The following is a 20426-nucleotide window of genomic DNA, read 5'->3' on the forward strand; positions in this document are numbered from 1 at the left end:
CTGGTTATGAGGAGCGGGTGGGGGTGGCGGCGAGGCGGTCGAGGGCCGTGCGCAGATGGTGGCCCAGGGCGGCGCTGCCGGTGTGGCCGGAGTCGGTCACGCCGATGAGTTCGGCGTCGGGCCAGGCGCGGGCGAGGTCCCAGGCCACCTGGTAGGGGCCGCCCAGGTCGTGCCGTCCATGGATCAGCACCCCGGGGATACCGGCGAGGCGGCCGGCGTCGCGCAGCAGGATGCCTTCGTCCAGCCAGGCGCCGTGGCTGAAGTAGTGGGAGCAGATCCGGGCGAGGGCCAGCCGGGCGCGCGGGGGACGGCTGCCGTAGGCGCCGGGTCGACCGTTCGATTCCAGCGAGATGACCGCGTCCTCCCAGGCGCACCAGGCATCGGCGGCCGCCGCGCGCACGGCGGGGTCGGGATCGTCCAACCGGCGTGCGTAACGGGCGACGAGACCACCGGCGGGCTCCCAGGTACCGAGCCCGGTGTCGAGGGCGGCGTCGGGGGCGCTCGTGCGGGACGTGTCGGGGATGGGCGCGGGTGGCGCGCGGCGGAAGGTCTCCCATTCGGCGGGGAAGAAACGGGCGACGCCGCGGTAGAGCCAGTCGATGTCGGCGCGACGGGTGAGCGTCACGCTGACCAGGACGATGGCCGTGACCATGGCTGGATGGCGCTGCGCGTGGGCGAGCGCCAGGGTCGATCCCCAGGACGAGCCGTGGAGCAGCCACGATTCGACGCCGAGGTGCTGGCGCAGCCGCTCGATGTCGGCGAGCAGATGCTCGGTGGTGTTGTGCGTGAGGTCGGTGTCGTGGTCGCCGGCGTGGGGGGTGCTGCGGCCACAGCCGCGCTGGTCGAACAGGATGATCCGGTACCGGTCGGGGTCGAACCAGCGGCGGGCACCGACGCTCGCACCGGAACCCGGCCCGCCATGGACGACCAGGGCCGGGCGGCCGGCGGGATTCCCGCAGGTCTCCCAGTAGACGTGCTGGCCGTCGCCGACGTCGAGCAGGCCGTGGTCGTACGGTTCGATCGGCGGATACTGCGCGGTCACTCCCGCATCCTGGCGCGGCGCGCGCGGATGCGGGCGGTCTTACAGGTTCTGGCCGCCGGACAGTTCGATGCGGGTGCCGTTCGCCCAGCTGAAGCCGTCGGCGAGGATCAGGGGGACGGCGGCGCCGATGTCGTCGGCCTCGCCGGCGCGGCCCAGCGCGATGGCGGCGGCGACGGCTCGGTTGGTCTGTTCGTTGTCCCGCACGACTCCGCCGCCGAAGTCGGTGGCGATGGCGCCGGGGACCAGCACGTTCACCCGGATGCCTCGTTCGCCCAGCTCCTTGGCCTGATAGCGGGTGAGCACCTCGATGGCACCCTTCGCCGAGGCGTAGGCGGCGAAACCGGGACCGGTGAAGCGGGCCAGACCGGAGGAGACGTTGAGGATGCGTCCGCCGTCGGCGAGCAGGGGCAACAGCAACTGGGTGAGGAAGAACGGGGCCTTGACGTGGACGTGGAACAGTTCGTCGAACTGCTCCGCGGTGGTCTCCGTGTACGGCGCGTGCACACCGATGCCCGCGTTGTTGACCAGGTAGGCCAGCCGCTCGACGCCGAACCCGTCGAGGGTGGCCCGGATCTGGGTGGTGAAGTCCTCGAAGCTCTCGCTGTCGGCGACATCGAGACGCAGCGCCGCCGCCGGGACGTCGAGCGCGGTCAGCTCGGCGACCAGTTTGCCCGCTTCCTCGGAGTTGCTGTGATAGGTGCCGATCACGCCGATGCCCGCCTGGGCGAGGTGTGTGGCCATGCTCCGACCAAGCCCGCGGCTCGCACCTGTGACCAGCGCGATCCGTGCCCCGTCGACTGCGGGTGTGGTGGGCGGGAGCAGGTCGGACGGATACGGGTCGGACATGAGTCCTCCGAACGGGTGCGCCTGCCTCCTGGACACCTCCATTCTTCCCACCGAAGCCCGAGGGGTCACGAACACGGCCCGAACAATTCTCGGGGAGCGGGGCGCAGGCCGTCGAGCATGACGCCGAGCAGATGGTCGCGCCGCTGCGCGAGTGGGCCTCGTTCGGTCAGAGCGGCCACGGCGGTGGTGAGCACGAACACGTCGGTTCCGGTGACGTCGGGGCGGATCTCGCCGTCGGCCTGGGCTCGCTCCAGCAGCCGTGTCCCGGCCGACCGCAGGGCCGCGCAGGAGACCGCCAGCGCCGAGTCGGGATCGTCCATGATCGCGACCAGGGACGCCGGCAGCCCCTGGTAGGTGCCCGCGCCGGCGGCGAGCTCCCGTAGCCACTCGGTGAGCGCCGCGGCCGGTGGACGGGTGGCCGCGAGGGTGTCGGAGAGCTCGACGAGCCGGTCGAACCCCTGCCGCAGGAGCGCCTCGAGCAGGGCCTCGCGGGTCGGGAAGTGCCGATAGAGGGTGCCAAGTCCGACCTCGGCCCGACGGGCGACGTCGCGCAGGGACGCCTGCACGCCCTGCTCGGCGAGCACGACCTGGGCGGTGGCCAGGATGTGCTCGTAGTTGCGGCGGGCGTCAGCGCGGCGGTCCCGAGGCGCGGACGCGGGCCCGGGGACTGGCCGCGGCTCGGGCGGCTCGGGCGGCTCGGCGATCATGATGTGGGTATTTGGCGCATCGGCACCACACTGTATCGGCGCTGCCCCGGCCCGCGCCCGTCCGGCGGGTCCCTGCCGGCGTCGGCGGTGCGACCCTCATCCGGATCACTGCTCCGTCTATCATATGGAGCGATGCTCCACTTGCCGGTCGGCGGTGAGCTGGCGCGTCGCACCCCGGCTGCTCCGCTCGATGGCGGAGACCGCCGTAGACGACCAGAAAGGACATCCGACCTATGCAGTCGATCCGCGTCCATCGCACCGGGCCACCGAGCGAACTACGGCTGGAGGAGGTGGAGAGTCCGACGCCGGCCGCGGGCGAGGTGCTCGTCCAGGTGCACGCGGCCGGGATCAACCCGCCCGATCTGTATGCGCGCTCGGGCTTCCCGACCATTCCCGAACAGGTGCGCCCGTCTGTTCCACTGCCCTTGACTCCGGGCACGGATGTGTCCGGGGTCGTGGTGGGGGTCGGTCCCGGCGTCACCGCCTGGGCGGAGGGCGATGAGGTCCTCGGCCTGCTCCGTTTCCCGTCCGGGGGCGTCGACGGTGGGCGGGGCTACGCGCAGTACGCGACGGCCCCGGTCGGCGACCTGGCCCGTAAACCGCCGGAACTCAGCCATGTGGACGCGGCTGCGATCCCGATGGCCGGTCTCACCGCCTGGCAGTACACCACCGAGTACGCTCCCGTCACGTCCGGGCACACTGTGCTGGTCAACGGGGCGGCTGGCGGCGTCGGGCACTTTCTGGTGCAGCTTGCCCGTCGGGCCGGGGCGCGCGTCGTCGCCGTCGCGTCCACCCGGCACGCGGAGTTTCTGCGTGGTCTCGCGGTCGACGAGTACATCGACTACACGACAACCCGGGTCGCGCGGGCCGCGAAGGACATCGACCACCTGTTTGACACCGTCGGAGGTCCGCGGGGTCATCTGCTCACCCCGGCGATCCGGGACGGGGGTGTGCTCAGCCCGGTCTTCTTCGGTGACTATCACGAGGACGAGCTCGCGCGGCGGGGCATCGTCGTGCGCGGCGGGCAGGTGCGCTCCGACGGTTCCCAGCTCGCCGAACTGGTCGGGCTGGTCGCCGTGGGCGTCCTACGGGTCGCTGTCGACGAGGTCTATCCGCTCGCTGAGGCGGCCCGGGCGCACGAGCGGGCCGAACAGGGCCATATCCAGGGAAAACTGGTGCTTCGGGTGGACCACTGAGTTCTTCCCAGTGGTCAGCTGGTGGGCCGGCCCGTGTGCGCCATCGCGGTGAATCCGGAGCCGGCCCGCCAGATCGTGTCATTGACCAGCTCGGTGATTTTCCAGCCCTGCGGGGTGAGTTGCAGCCGCACGGTGATCACGCTGCCGGCCACGAAGTAGTCCTCGGCCGATCCGGCGCTTTTTCGGGCGCCGTCCCACAGGTGCATGGCGACCAGGTTCGCCCGGACGGTGGCGTTGTCACCGGCCACGATCACGTCGTGCCCGGTCAGCAGATGCTGGGTGCTCTCGAAGCGTGCGAGGCTTTCCCGATGGCCGTCGCCGATCGCCGCCGGGCCAGTGAGCTGCGTGCCGTTGGGCCGGATAACGCCCGCTCCGGCGGTGAATATCCGCCCAAGATGGGAAGCGTCGAAAACGCGCTCGTCCAGAGCCCGGAAATAGCGGTTGACCACCTGCGTGATCTCGGCTGTGTCGATCCAGTGGTTCAGACTCGCGGTGCGATCACTGATCCTCTCCGACATATCCGTGATGCTAACGGCGGTGGGGGAACTCCGCGCGCCACCGGGAGATCGGGATCAGTCCCCGCAGGGTACCGGAGGTCCTGCCGCCCACGGTGGTCACCGGGTGCCAGATGCGCCGGAGCGGGTCAGTCGCGGGTGAAGGTGACGTGGGTGACGCCATGCGGGCTGGTCACCGATTCGACGGCGAAACGCTTCTCGAGGCCTTCCAGGTCGTCCCACAGCCGCACCCCGCGGCCGAGGACGATCGGGGTGAGGACGACGTGCAGGTGGTCGATCAGGTCAGCGGCGAGGAACGCGCGCACCGTGGTCGGGCCGCCGCCGATCCGGACGTCCCGGCCGCCGGCTGCCGCGCGGGCCTGGCGCAGGGCCTGCGCGGGGTCGGCGTCGAGGAAGTGGAACGTGGTGCCGCCCTCGAGCTCCAGGGCCGGCCGCACATGATGCGTCAGCACGAACACCGGGGTGTGGAAGGGCGGATTGTCGCCCCACCAGCCCTTCCAGTCGTGGTCGGCCCAGGGGCCGGTCTGCGGGCCGAACTTGCCGCGTCCCATGATCTCGGCGCCGATCTCCGGCTCCCAGGCGCGGGCCACCGCATCGTCGACCCCGGTCTCACCGCCGGGCTCGCCGTGCATCGACCGGAAGGCGCGGGTCCGGAAGAACCACTGGTGCAGCCGGTCCTCGGCATGGCCGAAGGGCTGCTCGAAACTCTGGCCGTCGCCGGTGGCGAAGCCGTCGAGGGACAGGGAGAAGTTGTGCACCCGCACGCGCGACATACGACTCGGCCTTCCGCTTGGCACCGGACGTCCCGGCGGCCGGCCACGGACCGCCGCACCGACCAGCATCGGTGGTGGCGCCGACCCTACGCCGGCATCCGTGCCGGTTGAGGGCCCTGGCCCTGGCACCGGGGCCAGGACCAGGCAACCGACAGTGTGGTGCGGTCGGGCGGTGTGGTTCAGTTCGCCGGCAGGTCGACCGAGCCGTCGATGACCTCGCCGGTGGCGCGGTCGACCGCGTGCACGCTCATGGTCTGGTCGATGCCCTGGTCGGGTGCCTTGCCCAGCGTGCGCAGCCCGGTGGCGGTCGCCGTGACGTCCACATGGTCGAGGAACACGATGTCGTTGTCGGCGAACGTCACCGTCCAGACGTGTCCGGCCGGCGTGGCGATCTCGAACTCCTCGCCCGCGACCAGCCCGGGGCCGTCGTCGTCGTGCTGTGACTTCAGCGTCCAGGTGCTGCCGAGCGAGCCGACGCCGTCCGTGCTCACCGCCGGCCCGAGGCGACGGCCGCCGCCCCCGCCGCCGTCTCCACCGCCGTGACCGCTGCCGGGGCCGGGGCCGCCCGAGGCGAGCGCCGCCGGCGCCGACAACAGGCTCACACCCATCGCCACGGATGCGGCGAGCACGGTGATCGAGGCCCTCTTCGACCGCAGTGCCCTGGTTCGCCTGACTGTGTCACGCATGGTCCAGCTCCGTTCTGCTCCGAGCCCGGGACCGCCATGACGACCATGACGGCCAACGGGCTTTCGACAGCAGATAGCGGTGCCGGTTACGGACATCCGGGCGGAAATCCTTTTCTGTCATTTTCCGGACAGAATCAGGGTCGAATGTCGTCCCGTCGTAATCCCTGGGGTGCGGGCCGGCGTGGCGCGGGCGATGCTCTGACCTCCTGCGATTGTCTGACCTGTGTGACGGAAAAATCGGAAGTGGTGACCTGTGTGTTGGCACGGCGTCGGACCATGCGCGGTGCGGGGCTGGCCGCGGCCGCGGCACTGCTCGTCGCGGGTACGGCGACGAGCGCGTACGCGGTGGCGGACGGCATCACGGCGCAACCCGGTCAGTACGGCTACGCAGCCCGGCTGACCATGACGGACATCCCGAACCCGGACGGCAGCCACCACGACAGTGCCTGCAGTGCGGCGCTGATCGCCCCGAGCTGGCTCATCACCGCCGGCCACTGCTTCCACGACGTCGACCACCAGCCGGTGAGCGGGCCGGTGCCCTATCCGACGGCGGCGACGATCGGACGGGTCGACGCCGACGGCCCCGGCCCGGGTGGCCACGATGTCGCCGTGGTGGCGGCGGTGCAGTCACCGGGCCACGACATCGCGCTGGCATACCTGGCCGAACCGGTCGACGACATCACACCGCTTGCGCTCGACCCGGCCGCGCCGCACCTCGGTGACGTGCTGCGGATCGTGGGGTGGGGGGCGCTGCGCGGTGACCATCCGGTTGCGCTGACCCGGTTGCAGAGCGGCCAGGTGCAGATCAGCGGCCTCGCCGACAGCACCGTCGCCGTCCGGGGTCGGGCGCCACGGTGGACCACCGGCGCCTGCCCGTTCGACTCCGGCGCGCCCTATGTGCGTGAGTCCGACACCGGTGGACCTGTTCTGGTCGCGGTGGAAAGCGGCGGTCCGAGCTGCCCGCATCCCTTCGACGAGACGGCCTCCCGGATCGACGTCGTCCACTCCTGGATCCAGTCGACCATCGCGGCACCGGAGTAGAGGGCCGCCCCGGCCGCCTCGGTCGCGCTCGGTCAGCCCGAGGAGTCCGGCCAGCCGGTGCGGCCCTGACGAAACCCGGCCATGACCTCGGTCTTTGCGTACTGTGGGTGGTATTCCACCGATCCTGGCCAGGAGGCAGTGCGTGAACCGCGCGGAACTGACCGAGCTGATCGTCGCGAACCGACGGCGCAGGAAACTGACCTGGGCCGAGATCGCCACGGCGGTCGGGCGCAGCAAGGAGTCGGTCACCGCGGGGTGTCTCGGCCAGATGTCGTTCGACGAGGCCGAGGCCGCCGTCCTGGTGGGGCTGCTCGATCTGCCGGCGGACGCGGCCGGCCTGCTCACCGACCCGCCCTACCGTGGTTCGCTGCCCACAGACGTCCCCAGCGACCCGCTGATCTACCGGTTCTACGAGCTGATCTCCGTGTACGGAACGACGTTCAAGGAGCTCATCCAGGAGGAGTTCGGCGACGGCATCATGAGCGCCATCGACTTCTCGATGAACCTCGAACGCGAACCCCATCCGGCCGGTGACCGGGTGCACATCACGATGAGCGGCAAGTTCCTGCCCTACCGCCGTTACTGACACGTCCTCGTCCGGCTCAGCCCTCGAGGTAGGTCAGGACGGCGCGGACCCGGCGGTTGTCGTCCTCGGACGGGGCCAGGTCGAGCTTCGTGAAGATGCTGTTGGTGTGTTTTCCGATCGCCTTCTCGGTCACGACCATGGCGGTCGCGATCGCCGCGTTCGACCGGCCCTGGGCCATGTGCGCCAGGACCTCGCGTTCGCGTGGGGTGAGCCGGTCGAGCGGCCGGCGGCGGCTGTCGAGAAGTCTCGCGACGACGGTCGGGTCGAGTGCGGTCCCGCCGGCGGCGACCCGGCGAACCGCCTCGATGAACTGCCGGACGTCCGACACCCGGTCCTTGAGCAGGTATCCGATCGCGCCGTGACCGTCGGCGAGCAGCTCCCGGGCGTAGAGCTGCTCGACGTACTGCGACAGCACCAGCACCGGCAACCCGGGTATCCGCTCGCGGGCGGTGAGCGCCGCCCGCAGCCCCTCGTCGGTGTGGGTCGGTGGCAGGCGGACGTCCACGACGGCGATGTCCGGACGCCGGGCCAGCAGCTCCCGCACCAGCATCGGGCCGTTGTCGACCGCGGCGACGACCTCGAAGTCGTAGGCCTCGAACAGCCGGATCAGGCCGTCCCGCAGCAGGGTCAGATCCTCGGCGAGCACCACGGTCGGCCGGCTCACGGTGGCTTGTCATCCCCTCTGCGGGTCGGTGGGCAGCGTGATCGTCATGAGGGTGGGACCTCCTGGCGGGCTTGAGATGTCCAGGCGGGCATCCACCGTCGCCAGGCGTCCGATGATGCCCGGCAGGCCCGATCCGCGGGTGGGATCGGCGCCGCCCGTCCCGTCGTCAGCTACGACGATGCGCGGGTCAGGCTGGAAGGTGACCTCGATGGCGCTGGCCCCGGCGTGTCGGACGGCGTTGGTCAGGCACTCGGCGACCGCGAAGTACAGCGCGGACTCCACCGGTGCCGCCAGATCCGGCGGGAACTCACCGGTCACGGTCACCGGTAGCGCCAGGTCCAGGGCGAGGGCCCGCACCGCGCCGACCAGCCCACGGTCGCTGAGCACCGCCGGATGGATGCTGTGCATCACCGAACGCAGGTCGTCGAGCGCGCCGACCGCCGTGGTACGGGCCTCACCGAGCAGCCGCGCGGCCGCCCGCGGATCGTGGGCGAGGAGATCCTCGGCCAGGCCCAGGGTGAGGGCGAGGGAGACCATCCGGGCCTGCGCCCCGTCGTGCAGGTCGCGTTCCACCCGTTTGAGCTCGGCGGCCTGGCCGTCCAGTGCCACCTGCCGGGTGTGGGCGAGGGTCGCGACCCGTTCGGTGAGCTGCTTCTCCCGTCCGGACGCCCGCCGCCGCAGGACCACAGTGAGCACGCCGAGCACGATCAGCCAACCGGTGAGGCTGTACGCGGGCCAGAAGATCCCGCCGCCGGACAGCAGCCAGGCGGCCACCTCGATCGCCGCGACCAGGACGACCGTCGCGCGGGTCAGCGCCAGCCACCGTCGCGGCCCGCCCGGCACGGCGAGCACCCGTAGCCCCAGGTACTCGGCGCTCAGCACGGCCGCGAGACCGAACCACACCCAGCGCGGCCAGAACGCGCCGCCGCCGCCGAGCGCCCAGGCCACCGTGGTGATCACGCCGATCAGCACCGCGAGGGCGGCCTGGCCGGCGACCACGTCCCGATTCCAGCGGTGACCCCACCGGCCGGTCCGACCGGGCACTGGCGCCTGAACCCACCGGCCCAGCCGGGCCAGCCGGTTCGTCCAGTCGGACGGACTCATCGGGCCACGCTCGGGACCGCCGGTGCGTCGAGGGTGGCCGGCGGACGGTGGTAGGCGCGCCGCAGCAGCGTCTCGGCCGGGCCCCGCCTGCCGCGGGCGTCCATCCGGCGGGCGGCCAGGACGGACACCGTCCAGGTGACGAACGCGCACGACAACGCGACGTAGGTGGAACCGCCCAGGTCAAGCGCCCAGCGGGAGAACAGCATGAGCCAGACGCAGGACTGGAACAGATAACCCGACAGCGATCGACGCCCCAGCGCCGCCACCGCACCGATCACGCTGTCACCGACGCCGCTGGTGCTGGTGCTGGTGCTGGTGCCGCGGATGGTGCCGGCGGCCGCGGCGGCGTTTCCGGGCTGGGATGGGCGGTGGTTCGGGGTCGCGGTGAGACGGGCGACGAGCAGGCCGAACAGGGCGGCGTAGGCCACGCCCCCGTATTCGCCGGTGATCGCGTGCACCCACGACATGGCGTCCACGGTAGCGGTGTTGACGTGCAGGGCGCCGGCGGAGACCAGTGCGTAGGGCAGCCCGCCGAGCAGCGAGATGGCCAGCCCGCTGAAGGCGACCCGACGTAGCAGGGTGCGGTGCGCGGCCGGCTCCTCGAGCAGCCGGCGCCGGGCCGCCCAGATTCCCAGCCAGACGATGATGATGAACGGCAGGACCGTGGCGGTGTGCACGGGCCATTCCTGGAGCCGGTCGAGCAGGGACCGACCATAGGAGTGCGCGGCCAGCGACGGGTCGGTTCTGTTCGTGATGGTGCTGACGGTGGTGGAGTCGTCGCCCGCCCACAGCCAGAGCATGCGGAGCGAGAAGATCAGTGCGTCAACGGTCTGCAGCAGCCAGAGCCACAGCACGATCCGGTGGAACCGGTCGCCGCGGGGCAGGATCACCAGGGTCGCGAGGATCCCGACAATGCCGTACGCGCCGAGGAAGTCGCCGAAGTAGAGCAGCGTTCCGTGGGCGAATCCAAACACCACCAGCGCCGTGTTGCGTTGCAGCAGTATGCGTCGGCGCGCCGATGCGAGCCCCCCACCTGCCACCGCCGTGAATCCACCGGCGCTGGTGGTCGGATACCCGGTGGACGCCGACCGGCTACGGGCCAGCTGCACCAGCCCGTAGCCGAACATCAGCCCGAACACCGGGTAGGCCCGGTTGTTCACCAGCATTGTCAGCAGGAAGTTCAGGACGCGCCCCGGTCCATGTGGCCGCGGGTCGAGGCCGGGCTCACCGGCGAAGGCGCAGTTCCCGGCATTCGCCAGAGCGATGAACAGCAGCATCGCGCCACGGGTCAGATCAGGAGCCAGCGCCCGTTCGGCGCGCGCCACCCTGGGCGCGGTCGGCGACGGGTCGGGGGTACGTGTCTGTGGCATGTACCCCACGGTCGCCGTCTCCGGGTGCCGCCACGAGGGGCCTGGACCGCGTCTTACCCGGTAGGCCTGGCCCTACCCCCGGCTGGCCGGGGTGAACCAGGTGGTGCAGGTAGCGCGCTGGGAACCGCTGCTCACCGTGATCGTGATCAGGACCCGGTATCCCGGTGTGGCGTGGCTGATGCGCCAACGAAGGACCGCGCGGCCGAGGGTGTCGGCCGTTCCGGATTTCCGGGTGGTGGTCGTCCGGTAGTGCGCGAGACCGGTCACCCGGGCCGACGACGCGGTTTCGATGAGAACGGGCTCGGTCTGGTTCATGGTCGGATGCGGGACCAGGGCGAGGGCCCGACAGGAAAGTGTCGTGGCGGCGTTCGCGGTGCCCGCGGGCACCAGCAAGGTCCCGGCCAGGACGGCAAAAGCAACAAAAAAGCTGCTGAAAAGAGCTTTGATTCTCATCTGCATCCCCCGAGCTGGTTCATCTCCGCTGCGCGCCGGAGCGCTGTTCGTTGCCCTGCTGATTTATCACGGTGCACGGCCGGCACGGGGGATTCGCCGCGAACAGTTTTGTCGCACGTCAGCGGGTCGTGTGGTGATTGTCCAGGCGTTGCAGGAGGCGGACGAGATCGAGGCGTTCCGCCGGGCTGAGCGGGGCGAGTAGTTCGTCCTGGGCCTCGTCGACCAGGCGGTCCAGCAGGTCCAGTCGGGATCGGCCGGTCGGGGTCAGGGTGACGATGTTGCGCCGTCGGTCGGCGGGGTCGGGGAGGCGCCGCACCTGCCCGGCCTGGGCCAGCGTGCCGAGGACGGCGACCATGTCGCTGCGGTGAATCCCGGTGCGGTCGCTGAGAGCCGCCTGGCTGGCCGGTCCGGTGTCGCGCAACGTCACCAGCACGGAGTACTGCCACCGGGTCGCCCCGGCGGTGTCCAGGCGGGCGTTCGAGATCCGATCGGCGTGCAGTGCGCCGCGGCCGAGGAGTCGGCTGGCCAGGGAACGCAGGCGGGCCGGCACGGCCGCCGGGTCGACGGTCCGCGGGTGACGGTCGCGCTCCGGCATGCCCCGCAGTCTAGGCCGACGGGAGGCTTGCGTTGGTGGCCCCAACGTTTTATCGTTTGCCTCACTAACGTTAGGGAGGCAAACGAATGACCATCGAACCGTTCCGGATCGCCGTGCCGCAGGCTGACCTCGACGACCTGCGGGCCCGGCTCGACCGCACCCGCTGGCCGCACGAACTTCCCGGCGGCGGCGACGCGTTCGGCCTGCCACAGGCCCGCGTGCGGCCCCTCGCCGAGTACTGGCGCGACCACTACGACTGGCGGACGGCCGAGGCCGAACTGAACGGCCATCCCCAGTTCCTCACCGAGATCGACGGCCAGCGCATCCACTTCCTGCACGTGCGCAGCCCACGACCGGACGCGCTGCCGCTGCTGCTCACCCATGGCTGGCCGGGGTCGATCGTGGAGTTCCTCGACGTGATCGAGCCGCTGTCCACCGACTTCCACCTGGTCATCCCGTCCCTGCCGGGCTGGGGATTCTCCGGCGCCACCCGTGAGCGTGGCTGGAACGTCGACCGGGTGGCCCACGCCTTCGCCGAACTGATGCGCCGACTGGGCTATGACCGCTACGGCGCGCACGGCGGAGACTGGGGTGCGGCAGTGTCCCGGGCACTGTCGCAGCACGACGCCGAACATGTCGTCGCGATCCACCTGACCTACCTGCCGACCCCACCACTGCCCGGCGACCCCGAGCCCACCACGCTGTCGGCGGGCGACCAGGAGCGCCTCGCCCAGCTCACGTCCTACCAGCGCCAGCAGCCGGCCGTCCGGTCGTTCAACGCCACCCGGCCGCAGACCCCCGCCTACGCGCTCGCCGACTCGCCGGTCGGCCTGCTCGCCTGGCTGCTCGACCCGATGACGATGTGGGCCGCCGCCGACTTCCCGATCAGCCCCGACCGGGTCCTCACCAACGTCATGCTGTACTGGCTGACCGGCACCGCCGGGACCGCCGCCCGCCTGCACCGGGAGTCCGGCGGCCCGGCGTCGTGGCGTACGGTCCAGCCGGTCGGCGTGTTCGTGCTACCCGAGGACATCACCCGTCCCGTTCGGGCCTACGCCGAACGACGGCTGCCGATCGCCGGCTGGACGGAGGCCGACCGCGGCGGTCACTTTCCCGGCCTCGAGGTCCCCGACCTGCTCGTCGCCGACATCCGAGCCTTCTTCTCGCTCGACACCTGACGCCCGGCTCCGCTCGTTCGGATCACGCCCGATGGCGACTCACCGCCACGACAGAGACGATGACGGCGATGACGAGGAGCGCGGCGAGCACCGCGAGGGCGATTTTCACCCGGCTCCAGGGGCGTTCGCCGTGCACCTCACCGGTGCGACCGTTGACCATCACCTGCCAGGTCCGTCCGGCATGCAGGTAGGTGGCGATCCACACCGGGAGCAGCATCAGTTTGAAGGTGACGTCGTGGTGGCGGGTGTCGATCGAGGTGACCTGCTGTTCGTCGCCGCCGATGTCCCGGCGGCAGTCCTCGGTGATCACGGGTTTCATCCGGTCGCGCGCCTCGGTGAATCCGGCTTCCGGCTCGACGTCGTAACGCAGCGCGAAATGCCCGGCCAGGAACTCCGGCTGACAGGGCACGGATTCGGGTAGCGGCCACGGCGCGAGAGCGTCGAGCTGCTTGCCGGGCAGGACGGTGCTGCCGGGGACGAGCACGTCGTCGAAGTCGCGGGCGACCGCTCCGTGGGCGGGCGTCCAGCGGGTGTGCTGTACCTGCCGGGTCTGTCGGTTGCCGTCGCCGTCGGTGTAGGTCTCGGTGACGTAGTAGTGCATCCCGCGCTGGCCGGTGTACTGCGACCGCGTCCGTGAGTCGTACGTCCAGTGCGGCAGATAGGTGCTCTTCATCGACTCGGCCTCGGTGACCTTCTTCAGCGCCGAGGGCGCGAACCACCGCGACGACGTCCAACCGCGCACCGCGGTGCGCACGGCCGCCCGGTCGAGGGCGAACGGCAGCACGCCCTCGGGCACGATCTGCCCGGAGGCCGCCGGGTCGATCACCAGTGGCGCGCCGCAGAACTGGCAGACGCTCGCTGTCTCGTTCGTCTCGGTGCGGGCCGCGCAACGCTGGCAGACGAACACGTAGGCGCCGATGCTGCCGACCGGCTTGCGGGGCAGCGTCGCCAGGTCGGTGTACGCGATCTCGCGGATCTGCCGGGTCGGCGCGGCGATCTCCTGCCGAAAGCCGCAGTACGGGCAGCGCAGGCTGGACTCACCCGGCGCGAACTCGAGGCGCGCACCACAGCCTCCGCACGGATAGGTCGTCGCCGCGACCGGGATCATCGCGGTCAGCTCCGCGGGGGCAGCGGCGGTGGGACGTTGGCCAGCAGCGGCGCCACCTCGGCGACCTGGCCCGCCGGTGCCCACTGCGCCATGCCGGCCTTCCACACCAGGGTGTCGGGCCGGACCTCGCCGCCGGCGACCCGGGCAGCGAGCTGGGCGCGGTCGAACGGGCCGAGCTGCTGGCCGTTCACACCGACGAACCACTGCTCGGCGGTCGGCAGCGGTGGTGGCCCGGGCGGCCCGGCAGGGGGAGCGGGTGGCTGCCCCTGCGGCTGGGGTGCGGCCGGTGGCTGCCCGCCGGCGGGACCGGCACCGCCGGTCGCCCCCGCGGCGCGCTGGCCCAGTGCCATCCCGAGGCCGATGCCGAGGCCCTCGCCGGCCCCGCCCTGGTTGCGGGCGGCGGCCTCGATGGCCTGCGCGGTCTGGAACTGGGTGTACTGGTCGAGGTTGCCGACGATGCCCATCTGGCTGCGCCGGTCGATCGCCGCCTCGACCTCGGGCGGCAGCGAGATGTTCTCGATGACGAACGTCGGGATCGCCAGGCCCACCGGGGCCAGCTCCCTGGTCAGCGCCGCGGCCAGCGCGTCCCCGATCGTGCCCTGCTGGGTGGCGAGGTCGAGCATCGGCACGCCCGCTGTCGCCAGCGCCGTCCCGAGCCGGCCGACGATGAGCTGGCGCAGGTACTCGGCGACCTCCTCGGTGCGGAACTGCGGGTCGGTGCCGGCGAGTTCGCGCAACAGCGCGGGCGGGTCGACCACCCGCATCGCGAACGCGCCGAACGCGCGCAGCCGGACCATCCCGAACTCACGGTCCCGGACGATGACCGGGTTCTGCGTGCCCCACTTCAGCTCGGTGAACTGCCGGGTGCTGACGAAGTACACCTCGGCCTTGAACGGCGAGTCGAAGCCGTACTTCCAGCCCTTGAGGGTGGACAGGATCGGCATGTTCTGGGTCTTGAGGGTGTACATGCCGGGGGTGAAGGAGTCGGCGACCTGGCCCTCGTTGACGAACACCGCCGCCTGGGACTCCCGCACGGTGAGCTTGGCGCCCATCTTGATCTCGTTCTCGTAGCGCGGGAAGCGCCAGACGATCGTGTCGCGGCTGTCATCGGTCCACTCGATGATGTCGATGAACTCGCCGCGGATTCGGTCGAAGATCCCCACCCGTACCGTCGCCTCCCCGTCACCCCACCGGACACCCATGATCCGTCGGCCGCATCGGCCGGCGCCGTCCAGGCTGCCGTTCCAGCCAGGCCACCGTCCAGCCAGGCCACCGTCCAGCCAGGCCACCGTCCAGCCAGGCTGCCGTTCCAACCAGGACGGAGCCTACGACGACGGTACGACCGTCGCGGGAGCGCCTCGATCGGGTCGAGGGTGGCCCGCCGGGCCCGACGGCGGCCGCCGCGGCCAGGGCGGTCGGCTGGTCGCTGACCGCGGACCAGTGAACCCGGCTGAACCCGCCACGGTTCTCCGTCAGGCGGACACGGCCCCCGTCGGGACGTGCGGAACGGCCGAGGCGGGATCAAAGCCCGCGAACGCCAGCCCGATGACGAAACCCGCGGTTTCCTCGAGCTGACGGGCGCGGTCCAGACCCCCCAGCGCGGCCGCTCTTCCCCCGACATCCCGGATGAGATCGCTGACGACCGACAACGCGGACGCGTCGTCGCCGCAGATCGCCACGGTCGGAGTCGTCGCCCCGGGATCGCTGCTGGGAGAGCGTGTCCACTGGTCAGCGGCAAACAGATGAAATGCCTTCACGACCTGTGCGCCGGGCGCGGCCGCGGCGATCCGGCTGGCCGCCGAGCTTCCCGGTTCGGGCAGCAGCAGGCCGACGCCGTGCTCCACGGCGTTCGTCGGATCTATCAACGGCGTTCCCGCGAGCGTGCCCTCGCCCGCGCCGGCGGCCCGAAGAACGTCCTCGATGCCGGCCCATGACACGGCGAGCAGTACCGCATCGCGGCCGGTGACGGCCTCCCGCGGGGTGCCGGCACGGGCCGCCTCGCCCAGCCGTGCGGCGAGCGCGTCTGCCTTGGTACGTGAACGTCCGCCGATGACCAGTTCGTGCCCGTGTCGCGCCCAACCCTGGCCGAGGGCGGCGGCCAGGGTGCCCGTCCCCAGAATTCCAATGCGCATCGGTGTTCCTTTCGCCGCGTGCTGATTCTTCGCGGCCCACGGTAGGCAGGCCGATACGCACCAATCGGTGCGTGCGAGACCTGCGACGATGGCAGGGATGAACGAGCACGAACGTCACTGCGAGGAACTGGTCGCCGATTGTCGCCTTCGGGCGGTGGCGGAGTTGTTCGCCCACACCTGGGACCCGGTGGTGCTGGCCGCGCTGCGTGCGGGCCCCCGGCGACGCCGCGAACTGCGGGCGGCCATCGGTGGTCTGAGCGACAAGGTCCTGACGGAGACGCTGCGCCGACTGTGCGCTCGAGGCCTGGTGGGGCGACATGCCTTCGTCCAGGCGCCGCCGCGGGTCGAGTACGCGCTGACCCCGTTGGGGTGCAGTCTCGTGAACGGTCCGATGCGGGTGCTCGGCGAATGGATTCTCGAACACGGCGACGCGCTGCTGAAAGCACAGGAAGATCAGGAAGCACAGGAAGCACAGGAGAACGCACTCCCTGCCACCTCTAACATATAGCAGGCTAAGGGGCTTGTCGCAAGACCCGGGTCGTGCCGCACAATCGTCGGCCGGGCCACGATCAGACGGGGCCATGGGCGCGATGCGCGTGTCGATGTCGACCGGTAGGGGACGCGGTGAGCGATCAGAACGTGGTGGGGCTGCACGAGGTCGACGAGGGTCAGCTGGCGCTCGTGGGCGGTAAGGGCGCGCGGGTGGGCGCGCTGTCGCGGATCGAGGGCGTGCACGTGCCGGCCGGTTTCTGCGTGACGACGAACGCCTTTCGGCGGATCCTTTCGGCGACGCCCGCGACCGCGGATCTGCTCGACCGGCTGTCGCACGCGAACCCGGACGACCGGGTGGCGATCGGTTCGCTCAGCGCGCGGCTGCGCCGCACCATCGAAGGCACCGCCATCCCGGCCGATCTGGCGTCAGCGATCACACGAGCGCACGCGGGGCTCGGTGAGCGGGCCGGCTACGCGGTGCGCTCCAGCGCGACAGCCGAGGACCTGCCGACGGCCTCCTTCGCCGGCCAGCAGGACACGTACCTGAACGTCGTGGGAGCCGCGGCGCTCCTCGCGCACATCAGCCGGGCCTGGGCCTCGCTGTTCACCGAGCGGGCCGTGACCTACCGCCAGCACCACGGTATCGATCACCGCCAGGTCGCGATGGCCGTGCTCGTGCAGCGGATGGTCCTCCCGCGAGCGGCCGGCGTGCTGTTCACCGCCGACCCCGTCACGTCCAACCGGAAGGTCGCCTCGGTGGAGGCCAGTTTCGGCCTCGGTGAGGCCGTGGTCTCCGGGCTGGTGAACCCGGATGTCCTCACGGTGCGCGATGGCGAGATCAGCACCAGGACCATCTCCGTCAAGCGGCGCGCGGTGTACGCCCTGCCAGGGGGCGGGACGCGGGACCAGGAGATCGACCCGGAGCACCAGGAACAACCCGCGCTGACGGACACGCAGGTGCTGGAACTCGTGCGGCTCGGCCGGCGGATCGAAACGCACTTCGGGTGTCCCCAGGACATCGAATGGTGCCTGGTGGACGGCGATTTCCGGATTGTGCAGAGTCGGCCGATCACGACGCTCTTCCCCGTCCCGCGGGTCAGCGACGGGGAGAACCATGTGTATGTCTCCGTCGGTCATCAGCAGATGATGACCGATCCCATGAAACCGCTGGGGCTTTCCTTCTGGCAGTTGACGACCCCCGCGCCCATGGCCGAGGCCGGTGGCCGGCTGTTCGTCGATGTCACCGCGAGAGTGGCCGCGCCGACCGACCGCGCCAACCTGCTGGAGCTGATGGGCAGATCCGATCCGCTGACCCGCGACGCGCTGCGGACCGTCCTTGACCGGGACGGTTTCATCCGGTCACGGCCGGACGGTGCTGCGCCCACGCCGCTGGCCGGCGGCCCACCAGCGCCGATCGAGACCGACGCGGCCATCGTCACCGAGCTGATCGCGAGCAGCGAGGCGTCCATCGCCGCCGTGGAACGTGAGATCCGGACCAGGTCCGGGGTGGCGCTGCTCGACTTCATCCGGACCGACCTCCAGGAGTTGCGGCGCATCCTGTTCGATCGGCGTAGCCATCAGGTGTTCATGTCGGCGATGGACGCCACGTGGTGGCTCAACGAGCGGCTGGCCGCCTGGCTGGGTGAGAAGAACGCGGCGGACACGCTCACGAAGTCCGTGCCCCACAATGTCACCTCGGAGATGGGACTGGCGCTGCTCGACGTCGCCGACGTGATCCGTGCGCACCCCGACGTGGTGGCGTTCCTGCGTCGCGTCGCGGACGAGGGTTTCACGGGCGGCGGTTTTCTGGCCGAACTACCCGGGCTCGCGGGCGGACGGGAGACACACGACGCTTTCACGGCCTGGCTTGACCGGTACGGAATGCGCTGCGCCGGCGAGATCGACATCACCCGGCCGCGGTGGAACGAGAATCCCGCCGCCCTGCTGCCCGTGCTCCTCGGCCACGTCCGCAACGTCGAACCGGGTGAGAGCCGGCGGCGTTTCGACCAGGGCCGCGCCGAGGCCGAACGCAAGGAGCAGGACCTGCTGGCGCGCCTACGAGTCGGGCCGGACGGGCAGCGCCGAGCCGCGGAGACCAAGCGGATGATCGACCGGGTCCGGACCTTCATCGGATACCGGGAGTATCCGAAGTACGGCATGATCAGCCGCTACTTCGTGTACAAGCGGGCCCTGCTGGCCGAGGCCGGACGGCTCGAGAAGGCCCACGTACTGCGCGAGCCGGCGGACATCTTCTACCTCACGTTCGAGGAGCTGTACGACGTCGTGCGCACGAACCACGTGGACGACCAGCTCATCCTCCGACGCAGGGAGGCGTTCAGGTCGTATCAGGGGCTCACCCCACCCCGGGTGCTCACCTCCGAGGGGGAGTGCGTCGCCGGGGCGCATCGACGCGACGACACACCGCCCGGCGCGCTGATCGGCCTGCCGGTCAGCACCGGAACGGTGGAAGGGCGCGCCCGCGTCATCCTGGACCTGGCCCAGGCGGTGCTGGAGCCGGGCGACATTCTCGTCACCGCCCACACCGACCCCAGCTGGACGCCTCTGTTCGTCGCCGCCGCGGGCCTGGTGACGGAGGTCGGCGGGCTGATGACCCACGGCTCGGTGATCGCCCGGGAGTACGGGCTACCGGCGGTCGTCGGCGTGGTCGAGGCCACCCGACGTATCTCCGACGGGCAGCGCATCCGCGTCCACGGAGCCGACGGCTACGTCGAACTACTGCCCGCGGATCCGCCGCCCGCACCTTCCGCGGACCTGACCGACTAGGCGCGGAGTTCCTCGTTCATGGCGACGAGCCGCTCATGGGCGAGGGCGAGTGGCGGGACATCCCAGGCGAGGCGTTCCTCGTCGGTGGTAGCGGGGTCGACCGGGTAGAACTCCCATTCGGCCCCCTCCCTGAAGTACTGGGTGCCGAACCTCTGCGGCAGGCCTTTTCGGGTGAGCCAACGGTCCAGCGCGGCGGCCGCGAGCCAACGGGCATCCCGACAGCCGGCGTCCGCGGCTCGGCAAGCCAGTTCGAAACTCAGGTGATTGTGCTCCGGAAGGCTGCCGTGCTGAAAGACCATCGCCGCATGGTAGAAATCGGGGGCGGTCCGGACCTGGCCGTCTGCCAGCAGACTCATGACGGTGCGCTGGTGTTCCGAGTCCCGATCGACCGCCTCGGGTGGCAGCTCCCGCCCCTGGCGGTCAGCCTGATCGGCTTCGTAGAGCTCGCGGAGCCGAGGGTCGGCGTCACCGGGGCATGGTGACGGAAGCTTCCGAAGTAGCTCTGGCAGGTTGAACATCTCAACGGACACGGATCGAGTCTGGTCCGTGCTCGGGCGGGCCGTCCGGGGTCCACTCCCAGTGGGGCACCTCGCGGATCGGGTGCAGGTCGGCGTCGGTCTCGGCCCAGGAGTTCTGCTGGGCGACCTGCGCGCCGAACTCGATGTGCTCGCGCACCGCGGTGCGGAACGGGGCGTCGTCGGGCAGGCCGGCCTCGTCGAGCGCCCGCAGGTACGTTTCGACGAACCGGTCGCGCTGCTCGTCGGTGATCTGGAGATGACGGTGCACGTCGATCAGGTACTGAAAGCCGGTCTCGCGACTGAAGTCGTCGGGGCCGCCGAACGACTCCCCGGTGAACGAGGTCAGCCGGTCGACATGGGTCGCCACCCGCTCAGGGAAAAGCCTGCTCAGGACCGGATCGGCGAGCGCGCGTTCGTAGAACAGCTCCTCGAGTCGGTGCAGGGCGCTCGCACCACCGGCGTGCTCGTACAGCGACTCGGCCATGGTCGTCGGGATCCCCTCACCTGGACGCGTCGTGCACGCATCCCCGGCGTGCAACGCTAGGGCGATGTCCACCGCAGGGGAAACAGAAGTTTTCGGTGGCCCCACAGCCGCTGTCGGTCGATCGACGGCACCGACCGTACCGCCGTTCGCCG

22 protein-coding genes are annotated in these 20426 nt (G+C 70.8%); 6 read left to right on the forward strand and 16 right to left on the reverse strand.

Translation table 11 applies throughout. The features are described from left to right. Positions 1-4 precede the first annotated feature (4 nt). The 3 genes from pip to MXD59_RS14705 all read right to left on the reverse strand — a co-directional run bounded on the left by pip (position 5) and on the right by MXD59_RS14705 (position 2595). Positions 5-1042, reverse strand: a complete 1038-nt coding sequence (gene pip / locus MXD59_RS14695) for a prolyl aminopeptidase (protein ID WP_248825303.1) — start codon at positions 1040-1042, stop codon at positions 5-7. Between the two features lie 39 nt (positions 1043-1081). Beyond that, entirely contained in the window at positions 1082-1888 is an 807-nt protein-coding gene (locus tag MXD59_RS14700) for an SDR family NAD(P)-dependent oxidoreductase (RefSeq protein ID WP_248825304.1), read from the reverse strand. Positions 1889-1953: 65 nt separating this feature from the next. Then, positions 1954-2595 carry a TetR/AcrR family transcriptional regulator gene (locus MXD59_RS14705; protein WP_248825305.1) on the reverse strand — a complete coding sequence of 214 codons (642 nt, stop codon included), beginning with the start codon at positions 2593-2595 and terminating at the stop codon, positions 1954-1956. 233 nt (positions 2596-2828) lie between these two features. Between MXD59_RS14705 and MXD59_RS14710 the strand changes: the two genes are divergently transcribed. Continuing rightward, positions 2829-3791, forward strand: coding sequence for an NADP-dependent oxidoreductase (locus MXD59_RS14710; protein WP_248825306.1), 963 nt, complete (start codon positions 2829-2831; stop codon positions 3789-3791). 14 nt (positions 3792-3805) lie between these two features. Here MXD59_RS14710 and MXD59_RS14715 read toward each other — a convergent pair whose 3' ends face one another. From MXD59_RS14715 to MXD59_RS14725, 3 genes are all read right to left on the reverse strand, one after another. Continuing rightward, complete coding sequence (locus tag MXD59_RS14715; RefSeq protein ID WP_248825307.1) at positions 3806-4309, reverse strand: nuclear transport factor 2 family protein; 504 nt, start codon at positions 4307-4309, stop codon at positions 3806-3808. A 125-nt stretch (positions 4310-4434) separates the two neighbouring features. Continuing rightward, a complete protein-coding gene (locus MXD59_RS14720; protein WP_248812318.1) occupies positions 4435-5079 on the reverse strand; it encodes a dihydrofolate reductase family protein in 645 nt (214 codons plus the stop codon). A gap of 179 nt (positions 5080-5258) precedes the next feature. Continuing rightward, a complete protein-coding gene (locus tag MXD59_RS14725) occupies positions 5259-5765 on the reverse strand; it encodes a hypothetical protein (protein ID WP_248825308.1) in 507 nt (168 codons plus the stop codon). Between the two features lie 246 nt (positions 5766-6011). On the opposite strand from MXD59_RS14725, the gene MXD59_RS14730 reads away from it, so the two are divergent. Together MXD59_RS14730 and cynS are read left to right on the forward strand one after the other, a co-directional pair. Next, complete coding sequence (locus MXD59_RS14730; protein WP_248825309.1) at positions 6012-6806, forward strand: S1 family peptidase; 795 nt, start codon at positions 6012-6014, stop codon at positions 6804-6806. A 142-nt stretch (positions 6807-6948) separates the two neighbouring features. Then, on the forward strand, positions 6949-7392 hold the full coding sequence (gene cynS, locus MXD59_RS14735) for a cyanase (protein ID WP_248825310.1): 444 nt from the start codon (positions 6949-6951) through the stop codon (positions 7390-7392). Positions 7393-7408: 16 nt separating this feature from the next. Here the strand turns inward: cynS and MXD59_RS14740 are convergent, their stop codons facing one another. From MXD59_RS14740 to MXD59_RS14760, 5 genes are all read right to left on the reverse strand, one after another. Beyond that, the gene (locus tag MXD59_RS14740; protein ID WP_248812322.1) at positions 7409-8056 is read right to left on the reverse strand and encodes a response regulator; all 648 of its coding nucleotides are present in this window, start codon (positions 8054-8056) and stop codon (positions 7409-7411) included. A 9-nt stretch (positions 8057-8065) separates the two neighbouring features. Continuing rightward, positions 8066-9160, reverse strand: a complete 1095-nt coding sequence (locus MXD59_RS14745; protein ID WP_248825311.1) for a sensor histidine kinase — start codon at positions 9158-9160, stop codon at positions 8066-8068. Then, positions 9157-10530 (reverse strand): DUF418 domain-containing protein, encoded by a 1374-nt coding sequence (locus MXD59_RS14750; protein ID WP_248825312.1) that lies wholly within the window; start codon positions 10528-10530, stop codon positions 9157-9159. Before MXD59_RS14750 ends, MXD59_RS14745 begins: the two co-directional genes overlap by 4 nt. Positions 10531-10602: 72 nt before the next feature. Continuing rightward, positions 10603-10983, reverse strand: coding sequence for a hypothetical protein (locus MXD59_RS14755; RefSeq protein ID WP_248825313.1), 381 nt, complete (start codon positions 10981-10983; stop codon positions 10603-10605). Positions 10984-11101: 118 nt separating this feature from the next. After that, a complete protein-coding gene (locus tag MXD59_RS14760) occupies positions 11102-11578 on the reverse strand; it encodes a MarR family winged helix-turn-helix transcriptional regulator (RefSeq protein ID WP_248812326.1) in 477 nt (158 codons plus the stop codon). An 86-nt stretch (positions 11579-11664) separates the two neighbouring features. Between MXD59_RS14760 and MXD59_RS14765 the strand changes: the two genes are divergently transcribed. Continuing rightward, entirely contained in the window at positions 11665-12756 is a 1092-nt protein-coding gene (locus MXD59_RS14765) for an epoxide hydrolase family protein (RefSeq protein WP_248825314.1), read from the forward strand. Between the two features lie 22 nt (positions 12757-12778). Here the strand turns inward: MXD59_RS14765 and MXD59_RS14770 are convergent, their stop codons facing one another. From MXD59_RS14770 to MXD59_RS14780, 3 genes are all read right to left on the reverse strand, one after another. Beyond that, entirely contained in the window at positions 12779-13864 is a 1086-nt protein-coding gene (locus MXD59_RS14770) for a TFIIB-type zinc ribbon-containing protein (RefSeq protein ID WP_248825315.1), read from the reverse strand. Positions 13865-13869: 5 nt separating this feature from the next. After that, positions 13870-15177, reverse strand: coding sequence for an SPFH domain-containing protein (locus tag MXD59_RS14775; protein WP_248825316.1), 1308 nt, complete (start codon positions 15175-15177; stop codon positions 13870-13872). A 159-nt stretch (positions 15178-15336) separates the two neighbouring features. After that, entirely contained in the window at positions 15337-15996 is a 660-nt protein-coding gene (locus MXD59_RS14780) for an NADPH-dependent F420 reductase (protein ID WP_248825317.1), read from the reverse strand. Positions 15997-16093: 97 nt separating this feature from the next. Between MXD59_RS14780 and MXD59_RS14785 the strand changes: the two genes are divergently transcribed. Both MXD59_RS14785 and rph read left to right on the forward strand, forming a co-directional pair. Further along, positions 16094-16504 carry a winged helix-turn-helix transcriptional regulator gene (locus tag MXD59_RS14785; RefSeq protein ID WP_308301711.1) on the forward strand — a complete coding sequence of 137 codons (411 nt, stop codon included), beginning with the start codon at positions 16094-16096 and terminating at the stop codon, positions 16502-16504. 116 nt (positions 16505-16620) lie between these two features. Further along, entirely contained in the window at positions 16621-19272 is a 2652-nt protein-coding gene (rph, locus tag MXD59_RS14790; protein WP_248825319.1) for a rifamycin-inactivating phosphotransferase, read from the forward strand. Here the strand turns inward: rph and MXD59_RS14795 are convergent. Both MXD59_RS14795 and MXD59_RS14800 read right to left on the reverse strand, forming a co-directional pair. Then, on the reverse strand, positions 19269-19628 hold the full coding sequence (locus MXD59_RS14795; protein ID WP_248812184.1) for a hypothetical protein: 360 nt from the start codon (positions 19626-19628) through the stop codon (positions 19269-19271). The two genes, rph and MXD59_RS14795, sit on opposite strands and share 4 nt — an antisense overlap. Positions 19629-19791: 163 nt before the next feature. Continuing rightward, a complete protein-coding gene (locus MXD59_RS14800; protein ID WP_248812185.1) occupies positions 19792-20274 on the reverse strand; it encodes a group II truncated hemoglobin in 483 nt (160 codons plus the stop codon). Positions 20275-20426 lie beyond the last annotated feature (152 nt).

The organism is Frankia umida, assembly GCF_023242945.1.
GTDB classification, from domain to species: Bacteria; Actinomycetota; Actinomycetes; order Frankiales; family Frankiaceae; genus Frankia; species Frankia umida.

Excerpts from the sequence above, each read along its gene's own strand:
- MXD59_RS14780 (WP_248825317.1), bottom strand. The coding sequence starts at position 15,996 with ATGCGCATTGGAATTCTGGGGACGGGCACCCTGGCCGCCGCCCTCGGC.
- MXD59_RS14800 (WP_248812185.1), bottom strand. The coding sequence starts at position 20,274 with ATGGCCGAGTCGCTGTACGAGCACGCCGGTGGTGCGAGCGCCCTGCAC.
- MXD59_RS14715 (WP_248825307.1), bottom strand. The coding sequence starts at position 4,309 with ATGTCGGAGAGGATCAGTGATCGCACCGCGAGTCTGAACCACTGGATC.
- MXD59_RS14710 (WP_248825306.1), top strand. The coding sequence starts at position 2,829 with ATGCAGTCGATCCGCGTCCATCGCACCGGGCCACCGAGCGAACTACGG.
- MXD59_RS14725 (WP_248825308.1), bottom strand. The coding sequence starts at position 5,765 with ATGCGTGACACAGTCAGGCGAACCAGGGCACTGCGGTCGAAGAGGGCC.
- MXD59_RS14750 (WP_248825312.1), bottom strand. The coding sequence starts at position 10,530 with ATGCCACAGACACGTACCCCCGACCCGTCGCCGACCGCGCCCAGGGTG.
- MXD59_RS14705 (WP_248825305.1), bottom strand. The coding sequence starts at position 2,595 with ATGATCGCCGAGCCGCCCGAGCCGCCCGAGCCGCGGCCAGTCCCCGGG.
- MXD59_RS14720 (WP_248812318.1), bottom strand. The coding sequence starts at position 5,079 with ATGTCGCGCGTGCGGGTGCACAACTTCTCCCTGTCCCTCGACGGCTTC.
- MXD59_RS14755 (WP_248825313.1), bottom strand. The coding sequence starts at position 10,983 with ATGAGAATCAAAGCTCTTTTCAGCAGCTTTTTTGTTGCTTTTGCCGTC.
- MXD59_RS14795 (WP_248812184.1), bottom strand. The coding sequence starts at position 19,628 with ATGAGTCTGCTGGCAGACGGCCAGGTCCGGACCGCCCCCGATTTCTAC.
- MXD59_RS14700 (WP_248825304.1), bottom strand. The coding sequence starts at position 1,888 with ATGTCCGACCCGTATCCGTCCGACCTGCTCCCGCCCACCACACCCGCA.
- MXD59_RS14765 (WP_248825314.1), top strand. The coding sequence starts at position 11,665 with ATGACCATCGAACCGTTCCGGATCGCCGTGCCGCAGGCTGACCTCGAC.
- MXD59_RS14745 (WP_248825311.1), bottom strand. The coding sequence starts at position 9,160 with ATGAGTCCGTCCGACTGGACGAACCGGCTGGCCCGGCTGGGCCGGTGG.
- MXD59_RS14785 (WP_308301711.1), top strand. The coding sequence starts at position 16,094 with ATGAACGAGCACGAACGTCACTGCGAGGAACTGGTCGCCGATTGTCGC.
- MXD59_RS14770 (WP_248825315.1), bottom strand. The coding sequence starts at position 13,864 with ATGATCCCGGTCGCGGCGACGACCTATCCGTGCGGAGGCTGTGGTGCG.
- MXD59_RS14760 (WP_248812326.1), bottom strand. The coding sequence starts at position 11,578 with ATGCCGGAGCGCGACCGTCACCCGCGGACCGTCGACCCGGCGGCCGTG.